At 58.9% G+C, this 19,074-nt stretch carries 18 protein-coding genes and 2 pseudogenes; 5 read left to right on the top strand and 15 right to left on the bottom strand.

Annotated features, from left to right (window positions below):
- Positions 1 to 43 precede the first annotated feature (43 nt).
- Positions 44 to 1,105, top strand: coding sequence for a DNA polymerase IV (gene dinB / locus JFV26_RS22055; RefSeq protein ID WP_201195421.1), 1,062 nt, complete (start codon positions 44 to 46; stop codon positions 1,103 to 1,105).
- Between the two features lie 95 nt (positions 1,106 to 1,200).
- Here the strand turns inward: dinB and JFV26_RS22050 are convergent, their stop codons facing one another.
- The 4 genes from JFV26_RS22050 to JFV26_RS22035 all read right to left on the bottom strand — a co-directional run bounded on the left by JFV26_RS22050 (position 1,201) and on the right by JFV26_RS22035 (position 5,974).
- Complete coding sequence (locus JFV26_RS22050; RefSeq protein ID WP_201195420.1) at positions 1,201 to 2,154, bottom strand: hypothetical protein; 954 nt, start codon at positions 2,152 to 2,154, stop codon at positions 1,201 to 1,203.
- Between the two features lie 17 nt (positions 2,155 to 2,171).
- The gene (locus JFV26_RS22045) at positions 2,172 to 3,887 is read right to left on the bottom strand and encodes a proline--tRNA ligase (protein WP_201195417.1); all 1,716 of its coding nucleotides are present in this window, start codon (positions 3,885 to 3,887) and stop codon (positions 2,172 to 2,174) included.
- Between the two features lie 130 nt (positions 3,888 to 4,017).
- A complete protein-coding gene (locus JFV26_RS22040; protein ID WP_201195416.1) occupies positions 4,018 to 5,577 on the bottom strand; it encodes an AmpG family muropeptide MFS transporter in 1,560 nt (519 codons plus the stop codon).
- A gap of 43 nt (positions 5,578 to 5,620) precedes the next feature.
- Positions 5,621 to 5,974 (bottom strand): MGMT family protein, encoded by a 354-nt coding sequence (locus tag JFV26_RS22035; protein WP_201195414.1) that lies wholly within the window; start codon positions 5,972 to 5,974, stop codon positions 5,621 to 5,623.
- A 163-nt stretch (positions 5,975 to 6,137) separates the two neighbouring features.
- On the opposite strand from JFV26_RS22035, the gene JFV26_RS22030 reads away from it, so the two are divergent.
- Entirely contained in the window at positions 6,138 to 7,145 is a 1,008-nt protein-coding gene (locus JFV26_RS22030; RefSeq protein WP_201195412.1) for a DUF481 domain-containing protein, read from the top strand.
- 167 nt (positions 7,146 to 7,312) lie between these two features.
- Here the strand turns inward: JFV26_RS22030 and JFV26_RS22025 are convergent, their stop codons facing one another.
- Entirely contained in the window at positions 7,313 to 7,522 is a 210-nt protein-coding gene (locus tag JFV26_RS22025) for a cold-shock protein (protein WP_002554837.1), read from the bottom strand.
- A 355-nt stretch (positions 7,523 to 7,877) separates the two neighbouring features.
- Between JFV26_RS22025 and dcd the strand changes: the two genes are divergently transcribed.
- Together dcd and JFV26_RS22015 are read left to right on the top strand one after the other, a co-directional pair.
- Positions 7,878 to 8,444: a dCTP deaminase gene (gene dcd / locus JFV26_RS22020; protein WP_054047011.1), complete on the top strand. Its 567-nt coding sequence runs from the start codon at positions 7,878 to 7,880 to the stop codon at positions 8,442 to 8,444.
- Positions 8,445 to 8,550: 106 nt separating this feature from the next.
- On the top strand, positions 8,551 to 8,760 hold the full coding sequence (locus tag JFV26_RS22015) for a hypothetical protein (RefSeq protein ID WP_201195411.1): 210 nt from the start codon (positions 8,551 to 8,553) through the stop codon (positions 8,758 to 8,760).
- A 116-nt stretch (positions 8,761 to 8,876) separates the two neighbouring features.
- On the opposite strand, the gene JFV26_RS22010 is transcribed toward JFV26_RS22015, so the two are convergent.
- From JFV26_RS22010 to JFV26_RS21980, 7 genes and pseudogenes are all read right to left on the bottom strand, one after another.
- Positions 8,877 to 9,641: an ABC transporter ATP-binding protein gene (locus JFV26_RS22010; protein ID WP_201195410.1), complete on the bottom strand. Its 765-nt coding sequence runs from the start codon at positions 9,639 to 9,641 to the stop codon at positions 8,877 to 8,879.
- Between the two features lie 13 nt (positions 9,642 to 9,654).
- On the bottom strand, positions 9,655 to 10,773 hold the full coding sequence (locus JFV26_RS22005; protein WP_201195409.1) for a succinylglutamate desuccinylase/aspartoacylase family protein: 1,119 nt from the start codon (positions 10,771 to 10,773) through the stop codon (positions 9,655 to 9,657).
- Between the two features lie 12 nt (positions 10,774 to 10,785).
- A pseudogene (locus JFV26_RS22000) lies at positions 10,786 to 11,494 on the bottom strand (ABC transporter permease).
- On the bottom strand, positions 11,491 to 12,219 hold the full coding sequence (locus JFV26_RS21995) for an ABC transporter permease (protein WP_201195408.1): 729 nt from the start codon (positions 12,217 to 12,219) through the stop codon (positions 11,491 to 11,493). The pseudogene JFV26_RS22000 and the gene JFV26_RS21995 overlap by 4 nt, the downstream one beginning before the upstream one ends.
- 56 nt (positions 12,220 to 12,275) lie before the next feature.
- Entirely contained in the window at positions 12,276 to 13,058 is a 783-nt protein-coding gene (locus JFV26_RS21990) for a transporter substrate-binding domain-containing protein (RefSeq protein ID WP_201195407.1), read from the bottom strand.
- Between the two features lie 318 nt (positions 13,059 to 13,376).
- A pseudogene (locus tag JFV26_RS21985) lies at positions 13,377 to 15,826 on the bottom strand (penicillin acylase family protein).
- 205 nt (positions 15,827 to 16,031) lie between these two features.
- A complete protein-coding gene (locus JFV26_RS21980) occupies positions 16,032 to 16,676 on the bottom strand; it encodes a glutathione S-transferase N-terminal domain-containing protein (RefSeq protein ID WP_201195406.1) in 645 nt (214 codons plus the stop codon).
- A 145-nt stretch (positions 16,677 to 16,821) separates the two neighbouring features.
- Here JFV26_RS21980 and JFV26_RS21975 point away from each other — a divergent pair, with 145 nt between their 5' ends.
- A complete protein-coding gene (locus JFV26_RS21975; RefSeq protein WP_201195877.1) occupies positions 16,822 to 17,379 on the top strand; it encodes a cysteine hydrolase family protein in 558 nt (185 codons plus the stop codon).
- A 319-nt stretch (positions 17,380 to 17,698) separates the two neighbouring features.
- On the opposite strand, the gene JFV26_RS21970 is transcribed toward JFV26_RS21975, so the two are convergent.
- The 3 genes from JFV26_RS21970 to JFV26_RS21960 all read right to left on the bottom strand — a co-directional run bounded on the left by JFV26_RS21970 (position 17,699) and on the right by JFV26_RS21960 (position 19,072).
- Positions 17,699 to 17,914 (bottom strand): SEC-C metal-binding domain-containing protein, encoded by a 216-nt coding sequence (locus JFV26_RS21970; protein ID WP_201195404.1) that lies wholly within the window; start codon positions 17,912 to 17,914, stop codon positions 17,699 to 17,701.
- A 5-nt stretch (positions 17,915 to 17,919) separates the two neighbouring features.
- Positions 17,920 to 18,405, bottom strand: coding sequence for an LEA type 2 family protein (locus JFV26_RS21965; RefSeq protein WP_201195402.1), 486 nt, complete (start codon positions 18,403 to 18,405; stop codon positions 17,920 to 17,922).
- Positions 18,406 to 18,595: 190 nt separating this feature from the next.
- Positions 18,596 to 19,072, bottom strand: a complete 477-nt coding sequence (locus tag JFV26_RS21960; RefSeq protein ID WP_201195400.1) for a YchJ family protein — start codon at positions 19,070 to 19,072, stop codon at positions 18,596 to 18,598.
- Between the last annotated feature and the right edge of the window lie 2 nt (positions 19,073 to 19,074).

The following is a 19,074-nucleotide window of genomic DNA, read 5'->3' as shown; positions in this document are numbered from 1 at the left end:
GCTCGTCATTACGTCATTTCCTTGCCATGAACACTGCCTTTATATGACTCAGCGTAAAATCATCCACGTCGATTGTGACTGCTTCTACGCCGCCATCGAGATGCGTGATGACCCGCGCCTGGCCGGCAAGCCACTGGCGGTGGGTGGGTCGGCTGACCGGCGTGGGGTGATCGCCACCTGCAATTACGAAGCGCGGGCCTATGGCGTGCGTTCGGCGATGTCTTCCGGGCATGCCTTGAAGCTGTGTCCGGACCTGACCATCGTCAAGCCGCGAATGGACGCCTATAGAGAAGCATCGAAGGAAATTCATACGATCTTCAGTGATTACACCGACTTGATCGAGCCGCTTTCCCTCGATGAGGCTTACCTGGACGTATCGGACTGCGCGCACTTTGGCGGCAGCGCCACGCGAATTGCCCAGGACATCCGGCGCCGGGTCTCCAATCAATTGCACATCACCGTCTCGGCGGGCGTGGCCCCGAACAAGTTTCTCGCCAAGATTGCCAGTGACTGGAAGAAGCCCAACGGTTTATTCGTGATCACGCCGGATCAGGTCGACGATTTTGTCAGTGGTTTGCCGGTGAGCAAACTGCACGGTGTGGGCAAGGTGACCGCCGACAAGCTCAGTAAGCTCGGCATTAATGACTGCGCGCAGTTGCGTGAGTGGAACAAGTTGGCGCTGGTGCGCGAATTCGGCAGTTTCGGTGAGCGACTCTGGAGCCTTGCTCGTGGGATCGATGAGCGGCTGGTGCATAACGACAACCGTCGGCAATCCATCAGCGTCGAAAATACCTACGACGTGGATCTACCGGATCTGGTGAGCTGCCTGGACAAGCTGCCTGAATTGCTGGAAACCCTTAAAGGACGCATGGCGCGTATCGACAGCAGTTATCGGCCGGGCAAGCCGTTCGTCAAAGTGAAATTCCATGACTTTACCCAAACCACGCTGGAGCAGGCCGGGGCGGGGCGGGATTTGGGGAGCTACCAGTTGTTGCTGACCCAGGCGTTCAATCGCGGCGGTAAACCGGTGCGGTTGTTGGGGATCGGGGTGCGGCTGGAGGATTTACGGGGCGGGTTTGAGCAGATGGAGTTGTTTGAGCGGTGAGATTTCAAAGCAAAAGATCGCAGCCTTCGGCAGCTCCTACAGAGGAACGCGTTCCAGTGTAGGGGCTGGCGAAGGCTGCGATCTTTTAAGGCCGGTTAATTCGGCCCCGGATCCGCCACCAGTCGCCCCGCATCCCTGGTCAAGGACTTGAGGAATTCGGTCTGCAGTTCAGGATCGTTGCGAGTCAGTTCGATCAGGCTCTGTTCCAGCTCGCTGGCTTCTTCTTCCAGACCCAGTTCCGACAAGCGTTTGACCCGGTGTACCCACTGGCTCACTTCGTCGTCTTCGAGGTCGTCGTAAATCAGCCCGTGCGCTTCGAGCAGCTTGCTGCGCAAGGTGCTGCTGATCGCCAGGGACGAGTCGGTGTGCACATCGTCCTGGCCATCTTCGACCGTGATCAACAGTCGGGTCAGATGATTGATGTCATGTTCGGCGAATGGGCTGTCCAACAGGTTCAGGCGCAATACGCCGTTCTTGTCGGTGGTCAGTTCGAAGGTGTCCTTGCCGGCCTTGACCTGCACCGGGCGTTCGCTCCAGGGCAGGCTCGAGTATTCCATGCGTTTATCACGCTGGACTTCGTCGATGCCAGCCAGGTTTTGCTGCGCGCGACCGTGGGACTGCACGTTCATGAACGGGTTGATCCCGGCGAAACCGTAGCTCAGCCAGTCCTTCGTCACACTGTCCGGCAAGGTGCCAAAGGCAAACACGTTGGCCACGTTTGCGCCGGCGCCGGCCACTATCGCGACCATGCCCAGCGGGATCTCATAGATTTCTCGCCAGGGCTGGTAGGGCGTATAGCGGTCGTAGCGACGCGTCACTTCGAATTCAGTCACTTCGAAGGTTTTTTGCTCGTGGATTTTCACCCGACGTTGCGGCAGCTCAAGCACCTTGGGCTCACCGACATCGATCTGCAGGCTGTGATCGAGCAATTTGCGCTCGACCCGTTCCTCGTGCTCGCTGCGTTGTGACATCTGATTGGCACAGCCGCTGACCAGCAGGGTGCCGCAAAGTGCGGCACCACCGAGGCCTAAGGTGTTTCGCTTGAACATGACTTCTCTATCTGGTGTCAGCGGCGGATACGGGCCTGGAGGAAGGACAGCACGTCAGCGACCGGCAACGCTTGCGCCTCGGCCTCGGTGCGGCTCTTGTACTCCAGATTGCCATCGGCGAGGCCGCGGTCACTGACCACGATCCGGTGAGGAATGCCGATCAGCTCCATGTCCGCGAACTTGATGCCTGGGCTGGTTTTCTTGTCGCGGTCGTCCAGCAGCACTTCGAAACCGGCCGCAGTCAGTTCTGCATACAGCTTGTCGGTGGCTTCGCGAACCTGCTCGTTATCGTAGCGCAGCGGCACCAAAGCGATCTGGAATGGCGCGAGGGTGTCGCTCCAGATGATCCCTTTGTCGTCGTTGTTCTGCTCGATGGCCGCAGCCACCACGCGGGACACGCCGATGCCGTAGCAACCCATTTCCAGGGTGACCGGCTTGCCGTTCTCGCCCAGCACTTCGCACTTCATCGCTTTGCTGTACTTGTTGCCCAGCTGGAAGATGTGCCCAACTTCGATGCCGCGCTTGATTTCCAGGGTGCCCTTGCCGTCCGGACTTGGGTCGCCGGCCACGACGTTACGCAGGTCGGCCACGGTCGGAACCGGCAGGTCGCGTTCCCAGTTCACGCCGAAGTAGTGTTTGTCGTCGATGTTGGCGCCGATCCCGAAGTCGCTCATCAGCTCGACCGAACGGTCGATGATGATTGGCAGCGGCAGGTTCAACGGGCCGAGCGAACCTGCACCAGCGCCAATGGCATCGCGCAGTTCGGATTCGGAGGCCATGACCAGCGGGCTGGCAACGCCTGGCTGGTTGGCAGCCTTGATTTCGTTCAGCTCATGGTCGCCACGGATGATCAGGGCAATCAACTTGCCTGCTTCTTCGGCGTGAACCACGAGGGTCTTGATGGTTTTTTCGATCGGCAGGCCAAAGCCTTCGACCAGTTGCGCAATGGTCTTGGCGTTCGGGGTGTCGACCAGGCGCAGCTCTTCGGCAGGCGCAGCGCGGGAAGTTTCGCGCGGTACGGCTTCGGCTTTCTCGATGTTCGCGGCGTAGTCGGAGCCATTGCTGAACACGATATCGTCTTCGCCGGACTCGGCCAGTACGTGGAACTCGTGGGAGCCGGCACCGCCAATGGAGCCGTTGTCGGCTTCAACAGGGCGGAACTTCAGGCCCAGGCGAGTGAACACGTTGCAATAAGCCTGGTGCATGCGGTCATAGGTGACCTGCAGCGATGGCTGATCGGCGTGGAAGGAGTAGGCGTCCTTCATGATGAATTCGCGACCGCGCATCAGGCCGAAGCGTGGACGGATTTCGTCACGGAATTTGGTCTGGATCTGATACAGGTTGATCGGCAGCTGTTTGTAGCTGCTCAACTCGTTGCGCATCAGGTCGGTGATCACTTCTTCGTGGGTCGGGCCGGCGCAGAAGTCGCGACCGTGACGATCCTTGAAGCGCAGCAACTCCGGGCCGTACTCTTCCCAGCGACCGGATTCCTGCCACAGCTCAGCCGGTTGAGTGCTTGGCATCAACACTTCAAGCGAGCCGGCGGCGTTCATTTCTTCACGAACGACGGCTTCGACCTTGCGCATGACTCGCAAGCCCATCGGCAGCCAGGTGTAAAGGCCCGAGGCGAGTTTGCGGATCATGCCGGCGCGCAGCATCAGCTGGTGGCTGATCACGACCGCGTCGGAAGGCGTTTCTTTCTGTGTGGCGAGCAAAAATTGACTGGTGCGCATGGTTGGCCGTTGTCGGTTGCTGATGACGAGAAATGACGGAGCATTGTACGGGCGAGATCTGCTGACGTACAGAAGTGCGGCCGGCGGTGAGGCCGCAAGGGCGGATTTCTCCAGCCCTTCGGGACGTTTCCTACGACTCTTCCGCGATCGGGGCTTGTACCCGTTCGGGCGTTGGCGTGGGGCCTGCGCGGCGGTTTTCCTGATACCAGTGCAGCGCGATCAGCAGCAGTGTCGGAACGCCGAGCAGGGCCGTGATGATGAAGAAGTTGTGGTAGCCGAACTTCTCCACCATGACCCCGGAGTAACCGCCGATCAGGCGCGGCAGCAAGAGCATGATCGAGCTGAGCAGGGCGTACTGGGTGGCCGAGAACTTGAGGTTGGTCAGGCTCGACAAATAGGCGACGAACGCCGAGGTCGCCAAGCCCGAGCTGAAATTGTCCAGAGAGATCGTGACAATCAGCATCTGCAGGTTGGCGCCCATGTCGGCGAGCATCACGAACAACAGGTTGGTACCGGCCGAGGCCACGCCGCCGATGAACAGGATCGGCAGGATGCCGAAACGTACGATCAGCAGGCCGCCCATGCCGGCGCCGAGCAGCGTCATGATCAGGCCGAAGATCTTGCTGACGCCGGCGATCTGATCCTTGGTAAAGCCCTGGTCGATATAGAACACGTTGGCCATTACCCCCATGACCGTGTCGGACATGCGATAGGTGGCAATCAGGCCAAGCAGCAGGAAGGCCTGCCAGCGGTAGCGCAGGATAAAGTCGTTGACCGGTGTAAGCACCGGCGCCAGGCCGCGGCGACCCATGGTCGAAAGGCACAGGGCGGTGAGGAGGGTGTAAAGGATCGCGCGCAGGAAGGCGCGGTCTTCGAGCAGCAGGTCAAGCAGGCTTACGCCGCCGAACAGCACGCTGGCAAAGTCAGTGTTATAGATCTGGGTGAACATGGCCGGCACGGATACCAGCAACACGATCAGCACAAACACCGACATCAGTTGATGCGCAAAGCTGTAGCGTCCGGCCTGTAGCTGAGTGCGCAGTGGCACCGGCGGTTCGCGCATAAAAAAGGTGGTGAGCAGCGCCGGGATCATCAAGGCACCAAACAGCACATAGGTACCGGTCCAGGCCGAGTGCTGGTAGTTGAAGCCGGTAGAGCCGAAGCCTTCCGCGAAGAACAGTGCGCCGGCGGTAGCCAGCAACGCCGCGATCCGATAGCCGGACATATAGCTGGCGGCCAGCGCAGCCTGACGACTGTCTTCAGCGATTTCCAGGCGATAGGCGTCTACCGCGATGTCTTGCGTTGCCGAGGCGAAAGCGACGACCACGGCAATGGCAATCAGCCAGGACAGGTGCTTTTGCGGGTCGCAGAAGCCCATGCCGATCAGACCCAGGATCACCAGCGATTGAGCCAGCACCAGCCAGGAGCGTCGGCGGCCGAGTTTTCCGAGTAATGGCAGGCGCCATTGATCGAGCAGCGGGGACCACACCCATTTAAAGGCGTAGGCCAAACCGATCAGGCTTGCATAGCCGATGGTTTCACGGGCCACACCGGCCTCACGCAACCAGACCGACAGCGTCGAAAACACCAGCATATAGGGCAGGCCAGCGGCGAAACCAAGCAGCAACAGCACGAGTGTTGAAGGGCTGGCATAGGCGGCGAGCGCGGCGCGCCAGGTTTTACGGGGCATGGGTTGAAGTCTGCCTCAAGATTACGGAAACAAAGCGCGCACTCTAACCGCTGTGCTCTACCGGGCGCCAGCCATGACGCTGAATATCAACACGATTGTTCAGGATACTGATGCCCTCGGTGCGTAAACGCGCGCGTTGCTCATCCCCTGAAGGGCTGCCGACGGGCAGGCTGATCCGACCGCCGGCACCCAGTACGCGATGCCAGGGCAGCCTGGTGTCTCCGGGCAATTGGCTCAATGTGCGTCCGACCCAGCGAGCGGCACGGCCCAGGCCGGCCAGTTCGGCCAGTTGTCCGTAACTCACGACTTTACCCTCAGGCACTTGAGCCAGCGTCAGGTAGAGTGCCGTGCGTCGGATTTGGGCTGGGCTTTCGGTTTCGGTGGTCGTGTCTGTCACGTCCGAGGTTCCTGAAGAAATTCACTTTGCTGTCAGTAGATTAAGCCCTGGCCTGTCAATTGAGAAATGAACTCAATAGAAATAGTCGGGTCAGTCCTTGCTAGCGCTTTATTCCTTCGGATAATTCCGAATTTTTTCGCAAGCCAGAGCCTTTGATTCGCTTATGTTGTCCAGAACCTTGCTGTGCCTCGCCGTTTTCAGTGCTTCCACTCCTTTGCTCGCCGACACCGTGTGGTTGAAAAACGGTGACAAGTTGAGTGGCAAGATCACCCTGTTCGATGGCGGAAAACTGTTGATCCAGACGGCCTATGCCGGTGCTGTACCGATTGACTGGAAGCAGGTCAAAACCCTGGAAAGCGATCAGGAATTGCTGGTCAAGCAGGATGCCTATAACGGCGAGAAAGCCAAATCATTAAAGGCGGCCGAGGACGGTAAAGTCACCTTGGCCAATGGCGAGGCGCCGAAAACTGTCGAGCTGGCGAGTATCCAGCAGATCCTCAAACCCAAGCCTGTGGTCGAAGACCTGGTGTGGAAGGGCAATGTCGACATGGCGCTGGATTACCAGCGCGCAGAGAAAGACACCGACGACTACGATGTCGGCTTCAAGACCTCGGCCCGGCATGGTCGCTGGCGCCATACGGCGGAGGGCGAGTACAACCGGGAATTCCAGGATGGCGAGGTCACTACCGACAACTGGCGTGCCGAATACTCCCTCGACCGATTCCTGACGGATAACTGGTTCTGGCAAGGTCGACTCAATTACAAAAGCGACCACGTTGAAGAGTTGGCCCGTCAGCGCGTAGTGGGTACAGGTCCGGGGTATCAGTTCTGGGATAACGAGCTGGGTGCATTCTCGCTCGGCTCGCTGCTCAACCGCACCGATTACGAATACAGGGATGGTGGCAAGGACAACTTCTATTCCGTGGCCATGAAGTGGGACTACAACCGCTACCTGATTGGCAAAAAGGTCGAGTTCTTCACCAATGGCGAGCTGGGCAAGCCGCTGTCCGGCGTGGCCGACTACGCGCTCGATGCCGAGATGGGGTTGCGCTACAAGGTGACGGATTGGGCTTCGCTTAACCTGAAGGCCGAGCGGGACATCATCAGCGGGACCAATGATGCTGATTTGAACAAGACCCGTTATACCGCAGGGTTTGGCGTGGCCTGGTAATACGCTGGAAGATCAAAAGGCAAGATCAAAAGATCGCAGCCTTCGGCAGCTCCTACGCGCGTGTGGGTGCTGCCGAAGGCTGCGATTTTTTTGTGTGCCGAAAAAACAAACGGGCACAAAAAAGCCCCGCTTTTAAGGGCGGGGCTTTTTACTAAAGCAAGTACAAGTTAGATAACTTGTACTTCTTCAGCTTGCATGCCTTTCTGACCGCGGGTAGCGATGAAAGAAACCTGTTGGCCTTCTTTCAGGCTTTTGAAGCCGTCGGATTGGATAGCTTTGAAGTGAACGAACAGGTCGTCACCGGATTGTGGAGTGATGAAGCCGAAGCCTTTTTCATCGTTGAACCACTTAACGGTACCAGTTTGGCGATTAGACATGGTGTAACTCCTTGAACAAAGATAACTGCGACGCAGGAAGAACCCTGGCCGAGACTGAGTGCAAAGAGCAGGAAAAATTCTTGTAGATGGTTGGATCGAAATTCAACATATCGTGTAGAGATTCTCAGTGACACAAGCAGCACAGTGGCGCCACCTTAACCCTTTTTCCGGGACGTGCCAATGTTTCCTGCGAAGGTTTCTCTGTTTTCGTGACTGACGGTGCATCGGATCGGCCCAAAGGCCCGGGAATCAGGGGGGATTGCCGAGAATTATGCCTCGCACTTTGAACCCGAGGCGCGCGCCTAGTAAGATGCCGGACAGAATTTTTCCACCTCGCTATTCAGGACACCCCGCCATGAGCATCAAATCGGACAAGTGGATTCGCCGCATGGCGCAAGAGCACGGCATGATCGAACCGTTCGTCGAGCGCCAGATGCGCGGCGAAGGTGCCGAGCGGCTGATTTCCTATGGTGTGTCGAGCTACGGCTACGACGTGCGCTGCGCCGGTGAATTCAAGGTGTTCACCAACATCAACTCGGCGATCGTCGACCCGAAGAACTTCGACGAGAAGAGCTTTGTCGACGTGACCAGCGATGTTTGCATTATCCCGCCGAACTCCTTCGCCCTGGCCCGCACCGTCGAATTCTTCCGCATTCCGCGCAACGTACTGACCATCTGCCTGGGTAAAAGCACTTACGCGCGCTGCGGCATTATCGTCAACGTGACGCCGCTCGAGCCTGAGTGGGAAGGTCACGTGACCCTGGAATTCTCCAACACCACCACCTTGCCGGCGAAAATCTACGCCAACGAAGGCGTGGCACAGATGCTGTTCTTCGAATCCGACGAAGAGTGCGAAGTCTCCTACAAGGACCGTGGCGGCAAGTACCAGGGCCAACGCGGCGTGACCTTGCCGCGCACCTGATCCATTCATCTGGCAGTTCGCGGGAATTCCTGGGCGGGTAGACACTCTATTGGGTGTACTGCCCGGTTCGCGTACAGCGGACCGGGCCATTGCTCAGGAGTGCTCTATGAAGATCGATCCCCGAATAAGTGCCGAACTGGCAAGGCTTGAGCCCAATCAGATTGGCGTTTTGGCCTGGTCCTTGTTGGCACATCCGCCCATCAGCATGGCAGGGGGCATCCCCGGCCAGCCTGATCCCGATACCCCCAACGAACAACCCACCGAGCCCGGCGAGCCCACCCTGCCGGACGAGCCGCCTCCGGCGCCGGTTGCCTGATACCTGTGGTTACCTTGTAGGAGCAAAGCTTGCTCGCGATAGCGGTTTACCATTCACATCGACGGTGAATGTACCGCCGTCATCGCGAGCAAGCTTTGCTCCTACAGGGGGACGTGTTATTTGAGATTACCGCTGAGGAACTGCTTCAACCGCTCACTCTTCGGATTCCCCAACACATCCTCCGGCGCCCCTTCTTCCTCCACCAGACCCTGGTGCAGAAACAACACCTGGCTCGAGACTTTGCGGGCGAAGCTCATTTCGTGGGTCACCATGATCATGGTCCGGCCTTCTTCAGCCAAACCCTGGATCACGCGGAGTACTTCACCCACCAGCTCCGGGTCGAGTGCCGAGGTCGGTTCGTCGAACAGCATGACTTCCGGTTCCATCGCCAAGGCGCGGGCAATAGCCACCCGTTGCTGTTGGCCACCAGAAAGAAACGCCGGGTATTGATCTGCCACACGAGCGGCCAAACCGACTTTGTCCAGATAACGACGCGCGCGATCTTCGGCTTCCTCCTTGCTGCAACCCAACACCCTGCGCGGGGCCATGGTGATGTTTTCCAGGACCGTCATGTGGCTCCACAGGTTGAAGTGCTGGAACACCATGGCCAGGCGCGTGCGGATCCGTTGCAATTCATCGGGATCGGCCACGTGCATGCCGTGGCGATCGCTGATCATGCGGATGTTCTGGCCGTCCAGGCTCATCGCGCCGTCGTTGGGTTGTTCGAGGAAGTTGATGCAGCGCAGGAAGGTACTTTTGCCCGAGCCGCTGGCGCCGATCAGGCTGATGACGTCGCCGGTCCTGGCCTTGAGCGAAACGCCTTTGAGCACCTGATGATCGCCGTAGCTTTTATGCAGGCCTTCGATGGTCAGTTTGTACATGGGGCATGCATCCTCAAGGCGAAAGTAGGTAGCCGCTGCGATAGGCTTCGGTGCCCGCGACGTGGGCGATCACCATGCCGGCGGTGGCCATGCGTCGCAGCGAACGGGCGTACATCAGCCCGGCAGCGGTGCAATGGATAGGGGTGACGCGGTCAAGGATCGGGTCGATGACTTCGGCGATCAGTTGCCCGGCTTCCAGGTATTGCCCAGGCACTGCGGCGAACACCAGCAACCCGCCCACCGGCGTGGCCACCGGTTCCACACCGGCCAGCGGGGTGGCTGGGTAGGGCAGTTCGGGCAAAGACACGGGGTCGCCGGCAATCGTGCCAAAGTGAATCAGGTAATCGATCAACGCCTGGCAGTCGACGCTGGCCAGCGGGTGATAGACGTCGCCCTGGCCGCGCAACTCGACGGTGACCGAGAAACTGCCCAATGGAATATTGAAGTGCTCGCCAAAGCGTTCCTTCAACTGCCACCAGAGCAGGGTGAAACATTCATCGAACGACTGACCGCCAGAGTCGGTGGCCAGCAAACTCGCCTCGGCACCGATGTAGCGCGCCAGCGGCTCGACCTGCGGCCAGGCCTCGGGCGTTGTGTAAAGGTGTGTGACCGCTTCGAAATCGCAATGCAAGTCGAGCACCATGTCTGCGTCACAGGCCAGCCGTTGCAGGGTCAGGCGCTGGGATTGCAGTTGGGTGCCGGCAGTCTGGCGGGCGAGGGCGTTGCGCAGGCTGGTGCGAATCAGTGTGAGGTTGTGCTGCGGATCATCGCCGAGTTGGCCTTCGATCTCATTGCCGACTTCTTCGCTCAAGTCGACGAACCAGCGGTTGAAGTTCTGCCCGCTCTCCAGCTCGTAGCGGCCCAGAGGCACATCCATCAATACCTGTTCCAGGCCGACCGGATTGGCCACAGGCACCAGCACGATTTCGCTGCGCAGGCGGCCGGCGGCTTCCAGCTCCGCCAGACGCTGCTTGAGGTGCCAGGCGACCAGCATGCCGGGCATTTCATCGGCGTGCAGGGACGACTGGATGTAGACCTTGCCCGCGACGTTGGCCGGGCCGAAGTGAAAGCTGTGGATCTGTCGTGCGGTCCCCGGCAGCGGGGCCAGCAAGTCATGTTTCTGGTGGCGCATCTGAAGAAAATCCTAGTGAGTCGGCCCGAGGAAGGCCAGCCATCGGCGCTCGGCGAGGCGGAACAAACCGACCAGCGCAAAGGTAACGCTCAGGTAGATCAGCGCGGCAATGCCAAACGACTGGAAGGTCAGGAAGGTCGCCGAGTTGGCGTCCCGGGCGACTTTCAGGATGTCCGGGATGGTCGCGGTGAACGCCACGGTGGTCGAGTGCAGCATCAGAATCACTTCGTTGCTGTAATAAGGCAACGAGCGACGCAGGGCTGACGGCATGATCACGTAGGCATAGAGCTTCCAGCCTGTCAGACCGTAGGCCTTGGCCGCTTCAACTTCACCGTGGTTCATGCTGCGGATCGCCCCGGCGAAAATCTCCGTGGTGTAGGCGCAGGTGTTCAGGGCGAAGGCCAGGATGGTGCAGTTCATCGCATCGCGAAAGAACGCGTCCAGCACCGGTTGCGCACGGATGGCGGCCAGGCTGTAGATCCCGGTGTAACAAATCAGCAGCTGGATATAGAGAGGCGTACCACGGAACAGATAGGTATAGAACTGCACCGGCCAGCGAATGTAGAAGCTGGGGAAACCCGGCAATGGACAGCGGGATCGACACCAGGAAACCGATGAAGATCGAGGCGCTGAGCAGCCACATGGTCATGGCCAGGCCGGTGATGTGGTAACCGTCGGTATAAAGGAAGGGTTTCCAGTATTCCTGCAAGAGTTCGATCATCGTACGGCCTCCCGGGAGCCGGCGGCGTAGCGGCGTTCAAGCCAGCGCAGGACGAAGTTGGAGGCACTGGTGATTAGCAGGTAGATCAGCGCTGCCAGCACCAGGAAGTAGAACAGTTGATAGGTGCTTTTACCGGCGTCCTGCGCAGCCTTGACCAGATCGGCAAGGCCGATGATCGAGACCAGGGCAGTGGCTTTGAGTATCACCATCCAGTTGTTGCCGATGCCTGGCATGGCGAAACGCATCATTTGCGGGAACACCACAAGACGAAAGCGTTGGCCGCGTTTCAGGCCATAAGCGGTGGCGGCTTCAACCTGGCCACGCGGTACGGAGAGAATCGCCCCGCGGAAGGTTTCAGTGAAGTACGCGCCGTAAATGAAGCCCAGGGTGATGACCCCGGCGCTGAACGGGTTGATTTCGATGTATTCCCAATCCATGTACTCGGTGAGCGTCGTCAGCCAGGTTTGCAGGCTGTAGAAGATCAGCAGCATCAGCACCAGGTCCGGCACCCCACGAATCAGCGTGGTGTAGACCTGCGCGGGTACGCGCAGCAGTTTGACTTTGGACAGTTTGGCACTGGCGCCGAGCAGTCCGAGCAACACGGACACTAAAAGCGACAACACCGATAATTTGATGGTCATCCAGGTGCCTTCCAACAGCAAAGGACCGAAGCCCTTGAGGCTGAAGGCTGAGAGCCCCAGGTTTTGTAAGAGGTTTTCGAACATAAATCAGCAACCTGATCGAGTAAAAAAAGCGCCCATCGCGAGATGGGCGCCGGGCATTATTTGCCGCTGTACAGATTCAGATCGCCAAAGTGTTTCTTCTGAATGGTGGCGTAGGTGCCATCGTCGTGTAACGCTTTGATACCTTTATCAAGAAGTGCCTTGAGGTCTTTGTTACCTTTCGAGATACCGACAGCCGTTTTGGCTGGCAGCAGCGGATCATCAACTGGCTTGCTGACTTCGTAATCGGCGCCTTGTGGCGACTTCAAAAAGCCCAGTTCGGCTTGCAGCATGTCCTGAATCGAGGCATCCAGACGACCAGAGGTCAGGTCCGCATAGACCTGATCCTGGTTGGCGTAGGCCTGAGTGGTCACACCAGCCTTGTCCAGCACGGCTTTGGCGTAGGCTTCCTGGATGGTGCCCTGCTCGTAACCGACCTTTTTGCCCTTCAACGAAGCGATGTCGGCGCTGACGCCCGAACCTTTCTTGAACACGAAGGATGTCGGACCGGAGAACAGCTCGCTGGAGAAGTCGATGACTTTCGAGCGGGCTTCGGTGACGGTCATCGAAGAGATCACGCCGTCGAATTTATTGGCCTTGAGGCCCGGAATCATGCCGTCGAAATCGCTTTCGACCCATTTGCACTTGACCTTCAGCTCGGCGCAGATCGCGTTACCCAGATCGATATCGAAGCCCACCAAGCTGCCGTCGGCCGCTTTGGACTCGAACGGTGCGTAGGAAGGGTCAACGCCAAAACGCAGTTCTTTGTATTCCTTGGCCAGCGCGGAGCCGGCAGCCATGCACAACGCCAGTGCAGAAAGGGTCAGCAATGCTTTTTTCATTATTCAATCCCTAAGAACCAATATGAGCGCTTGTGGCGCAGAATTATTGTTACTGGAAAGCGTAAGACCTAATGAAAGTAGCAATTTCCGAACCAGAGTCCCGAACAAGCGTTTTAAAAGGTGATTAAAGAAAAGGTTATGACGCATTTGTGCACGAAAATGGGCGCCGGAAAAATGCTGCACCATCTTGGTTCAAGCTGGCGCAAAAAACTGTGGGAGCGGGCTTGCTCGCGAAGAGGGTGCGTCAGTCAAAATAATTTTATCTGACACACCCTCTTCGCGAGCAGGCTCGCTCCCACAGGGTATGGGCGTTAAACCTTACTTGCCCGGTGTAAGCGTCAACCGCGCCTTGCCATACACCTTGTCAAAGTTCTGCGGCTGCATTGGCAGGCTCATGTACTGGCCCTTGAGCCACGGATCGATGCTGTCGAGGTAGTTCGGGCTCGCCGGGTTGCCGGACTGGCCCGTACCGTTCTGGCCCATCAGCGGTTCGGCCTGGCCGAAGTCGACGATAAAGCGCATGGACGGCACCAGCGTGGTGCTGAAGTCCTGACCCCAAGCGAATGCCGCTGTGTTCAGCGAGGTGTGATCGCCACCGGCCGCCACTGGCCCGCGCACGGTCTGGCCACTGGCATTTTTCCACTCGTAGCGGTGCAGTTTGCCCCACTGCCAGGCTTTGTGATCGCCGCCCAACTGACTGTCCCCCGCAGTGATCGCTGCCGCCAGGCTACGGGCGAGGACCGCCGGTTTGTCTTCTTTCTGCGGTGTGCGAATGTCATCCCAAAACGGGCTGTCTTCGCGCCCCAGCAAGTGATCGGCCTGAGCCGCATAGGACAACTTGCCGTTGGCGACAAAGGCTTTCCACGCCGGGCTGGTTTCCGGGCCCAGTTCGTCAAGGAAGATTTGCTTCATGCTTTCTTGCAGGAACAGTTCATAAATCGCTGCATCAGCGGAGGTCGGGCTGAGCTTGCCGTCGAACGCCATCAAACGCGTCAACGCCTCGCGTGCCTTGCCACGATCGGCCACCGGCAGCGCTTCGATCGCCTGTTTCAGCGGTTGGGACATGCCCGGAGCCTCAAACATTTTCTTCAGTTTTGCGGCGAAAGTGGTGGTCTGGTCGTATTGCATGGCGATCAGGCTGCGGGTGTCGTGCTTGCCGACGCCGGCCAGTTCCGCCAGACGTTCGCCACGTTCCGGAGCTGCCCAGGAGTTGGACAACTGCATGCCGTAACCATGGGGAATGACCCGCTGGTTGGCAGTACCGAGCCAGCCTTGGGCCGGGTCCTGATCGTACGGGTGCAGCATCGGGTCGGCGTAACCGTCCCAATCGTAGCGACCGTCCCAGCCAGGCGATGGCAGCAAGCCTTCGCCTTCACGGCGGTTCGGGTAACGACCGGTGACTTGCCAGCCAATGCTGCTGGCGTCGGCAAATACCAGGTTCAGGGCGATGGCGCGGATTTCACGGCTGGCGTCCGAGGCTTTCTCTACGGTCTGGGCCCGAGACAGGTCGAAAAACGCGTCCAGGGTCTTGTCGTCGGTGAAACTCGGGGTCTGCAAGGCCAGGCCGAAACCATTGGCCATCGCCAGGCCCTGGGCGCTGTTGAGCAGGGGCCCATGGCGGGTTTCGTACACCGCTTCGCGAATCGGCCGCTGGCCTTTGACGAAGTAGGTTTCGTTACGCACGCCCACCGGCTGCCATTTGCCACTGACTTCGTAGGAAAGACCATTGCCCTGGCGTTTGATTTTTTCCAGGAACAGGTCCTGGTTGTCACCCATGACCGTGGTCATGCTCCACGCCACTTTGCCGTTGAAACCGCCCAGCACCATCGGTAGACCGGCAATGCTGACGCCCGCCGCCTGGTATTTCGGCGCGCGGATCTGCACATAGCTGTACAGCGACGGCACGCCCATCGGCCCGTGACTGTCGCTGGCCAGCAGGCTTTTGCCGCTGCGGCTGCGTTGCGGGCCGATCGCCCAGTTATTCGACGAGGTGGCGCCCAGCAGGTTCAGGTCGGACAGTTGCCCGGTGGCCTTGGTGATTTCGGCCAGGCCCGGATCGCGCCGTTGAGCTTGATGTCCTGGAGTTTTTCCGCTTCGGCCAACGGCAGTTTTTCGTCGGGCGCGGACGGTGTCAGCCATGGGAGCTTGTCGGTACTGACGGTTTGGGCGAGTACCAGCGAGGAAATTTCTTCCGGCAGGTTGGCCGACTGGCTGAAATTCAACAGGCAGAAAATCAGCGCCGAATCTTCCGGCTTCCAGTATTCAGGCTTGTAGCCGGTAGCAGCGAGGTCTGCCGGCAACTTGTCGCGGTAGCGGAACAGGTAAGCGTTGACGCCCCGGGCATAGACTTCGAAGAAGCGCTTGAGCCGTGGCGATGACGCCTTGTACAGCTCGCCGGCGCTTTTCTTCAGATTGACGGCGCGCATGTAGCGGTCGGCGTCGAGCAGGTCCGGGCCGGACATTTCTGCCAGGCGTCCTTCGGCCAGCAGGCGCATGGTCACCATTTGGGTAATGCGGTCGCTGGCGTGTACGTAACCGAGGGTGAACAACGCGTCGTGGAAGCTGTTGCTTTCGATCAACGGCATGCCCATGGCATTGCGTCGAACCGAAACGTTCTGCGCCAGGCCCTTGAGCGGCTGTACGCCAGAGGTCGGCGGGAGGGTGTCCTGGGTGTTCCAGGTCTGACAACCGGTCAGGCTCAAAACACCGGCCACTGCTGCGGCAACGCCGAACCGGGGAAGAAAATGTGTAAGGGCTGGCGAGGCCATGGCAAAGCTCCTGCGGGGGTAGTAACACAATAAAGGCGCTACGTTAGTGAGCAGGAGGTGGCCGCGCAAGCGGGGCGCGGGGTTATTTCAGGTTTTGTCGGATAAACGCAAAGGATCGCAACCTTGGGCAACTCCTACAGGAGGAACACCAATCCCGTGTAGGAGCTGCCGAAGGCTGCGATCTGTTGATCTTCCTGGCCTGAAATCAGGACTTGGGCGGGTTGACCTTCGCCGCAATCGCATACGCCTTCACCGTCGCCGGGCGGTTCTGGATGTGGTTGAACCAGCGCAACACGTTGGGGAAGTCTTCCAGGTCCTGGCTCTGCCACTTGTGGGAAACGATCCACGGGTAAATCGCCATGTCAGCAATGCTGTACTCACTGCCGGCGACGAATTCATGGCTCGCCAGCTGCTTGTCGAGCACGCCATAGAGGCGGGTGGTTTCGTCGATGTAGCGTTTGATCGCGTAAGGGATTTTTTCCGGCGCGAACTGACTGAAGTGATGATTCTGCCCGGCCATCGGCCCCAGGCCGCCCATCTGCCAGAATAGCCATTGCAGCGCTTGCTGGCGCCCGCGCAGGTCCTTGGGCAGGAACTTGCCGGTTTTCTCCGCCAGGTACAACAGAATCGCCCCGGATTCGAACAGCGATAACGGCGCGCCGCCATCGGCCGGCTCATGATCAACGATGGCCGGGATTTTGTTGTTCGGCGAAATCTTCAGGAATTCAGGTTTGAATTGATCGTTCTGGCTGATGTTGATCGGGTGCACGTCGTACTTGAGGCCGGCCTCTTCGAGGAATATCGAGATTTTGTGGCCGTTGGGGGTGGTCCAGTAATACAGGTCGATCATGGAGTGCTCCAAAAAATAGACGTCGTTAGATACGGACAGCAACCGCTCGCATTAGGTCGTCCTGTTTGCACTGGAGAGCTTGCCTGTAGGAGGAGGTGATGCTGAAGTGCGTGAAATTCAATGACCCGACATGAGAAAAGTCAGCATGGAGTTCAACACCAACGCAGCGTTGATCATCATTGATCAACAAAAAGGCATCCTGCATCCGAAGCTGGGGCGTCGGAATAATCCTCAGGCCGAGGCGCGAATCCTCGATTTGCTGGCGTTTTGGCGTCGAACCGGGCGGCCAGTGATTCACGTGCAGCACCTGTCTCGCTCCCCGGAGTCGGTGTTCTGGCCGCAGCAATCCGGCGTGGAATTTCAGGAACGGTTTCAGCCAAAGGCCGGTGAGCAACTGATTCAGAAACAGGTGCCGGATGCGTTTTGTACCACGGGGCTGGAGGCGGTTTTGCGCGAGGCGGGGATTGATCAACTGATCATCGTTGGCGTGGCAACCAACAACTCGGTGGAGTCCACGGCGCGAACGGCCGGCAATCTGGGGTTTGATGCGTGGGTGGTGGAGGATGCGTGCTTTACCTTCGACAAGGCTGATTTTTTCGGCACTGCCCGTTCAGCCGAGGAGGTGCATGCCATGTCTCTGGGGAATTTGCAGGGCGAGTACGCGACAGTCGTCAGCAGCTCACAGATTTTGAAGGCTGACTGAAATCCCTGTAGGAGCAAGGCTTGCCCGCGAAAAGGGCGCCTCGGTCACTCAGTCTCACCGCGTCAACGTTCTTCGCGGGCAAGCCTCGCTCCTACAGGAACCTGTGGTGGCCGCAGATCAAAGGTGGGAGCGGGCTTGCTCGCGAAGGCGCCGGGTCAGTCGACATAAATGTTGAATGATTGACCGTATTCGCGAGCAAGCCCGCTCCCACAGGGGATCTGCTGTGCGCACAACGGCTGTGTACGGCGCCGATCAAATGTGGGAGCGAGCCTGCTCGCGATGGCGATTCAACGGGCGAAGACGATCTTCGCCCGAAGCATCAAGCGCCGTGGCACTTCTTGAATTTCTTGCCGTTGCCGCATGGGCACGGGTCGTTACGACCGACGTCTTTCAGGGCGTTGCGCACCGGTTCCTGGTGGGCATGGCCGCAGTTCGGGCCGTGGACATGGCCATGGTCGTGATCATGCTGGTCGTGGGCATGATCGTCATGATCGTGGTTGCAGTCTGGGCCATGGACATGGGGTTGCTGGGTCATCGGGTTTACTCCGGAATTAAATCGGCGGGGATTATCACGCCATTGCGCGCCAGGTGCACGTAGTGCGCGATGAATAAACCGGTTTCCAATTCACCTTCCAGACGATAGGGCACAGGTTGCCTGGGGTTTTTCAGCATTTTCACCACGTCCCGGACCTTGGGCCACAGGTTGGTGCGAATCGGCACTTTGAAATAGGCGCTGTGCTTGGGGCCGACGGTGAACCAGTGCTCGTGCTCGCCTTCGGTCAGCAGCATGTCGCCCAGATAAATGCGGTATTCGAGGCTGCGCACGGTCAAGTCACTGTCGTTCGGGTTGTCGACGCGAAAGTGCAGCAGGAATTTCTGCTCCAGCAGTTTGGCCCGCACCACCTCGACCTTGACCAGATGTACCTGGGGATCCGGTTCGTCGTTGCTGAACCAGGATGCGCAGCCGCTGAGGTTCAGGAAGGCGAGCAGGGTGAGCAGATATAACGTACGAGGTTGACTGAGCATGGTGGTGTTTCTCCCTTGTAGCAGCTGGCGAAGCCTGCGTTTGGCTCGGGCCGCGATCGGACGGAGCAGTCGCCTATCCTGGCGACTCGAACTAACCGGTATACCGCGGCGCCTGATCCCACGACTGCTCCGTCCAATCGCGGCCCGAGCCGAACGCAGGCTTCGCGAGCGGCTACAGGGGCTCATGACCTCAACCCCCGAAATACCCCGCACAACACTTCTTGAATTTCTGTCCGCTTGCACAGGGGCAGGCGTCATTTCGGCCAGCCTTGAGCTGCACGGTCGGGTCGATGAAGTACCAGTGCCCGGTGTTCTGCACAAACGAAGAACGCTCGCGATGGCTATGTTCACCGGTGCTGTCGTGCCAGCGCGCCGTGAAGGTGACGAAGGCGTGTTCCGGTTGGCCGCCGAACACCTCGGAGCTTTCCACCTCAAGGCCCAGCCAGGTACTTTGCGCGCTCCAGTCACCGATGGACTGACGATCCAGCCCGGCCTGTTGGGCGGGCAGGGTAGTCGCCACCAGATAGTCGATCAGCCCCAACACATAGGCGCTGTAGCGCGAGCGCATCAAGGCTTCGGCGCAGGGGGCCGGATGACCGGCATGGTAATGACCGCAGCAGGCATCGAGCAGGGTGCCGCTGCCGCATGGGCAAATGGATGTACTCATTG

Source organism: Pseudomonas sp. TH31 (assembly GCF_016650815.1).
Lineage (GTDB): Bacteria > Pseudomonadota > Gammaproteobacteria > Pseudomonadales > Pseudomonadaceae > Aquipseudomonas.
This window is presented reverse-complemented; position numbering and strand designations above follow the sequence as displayed.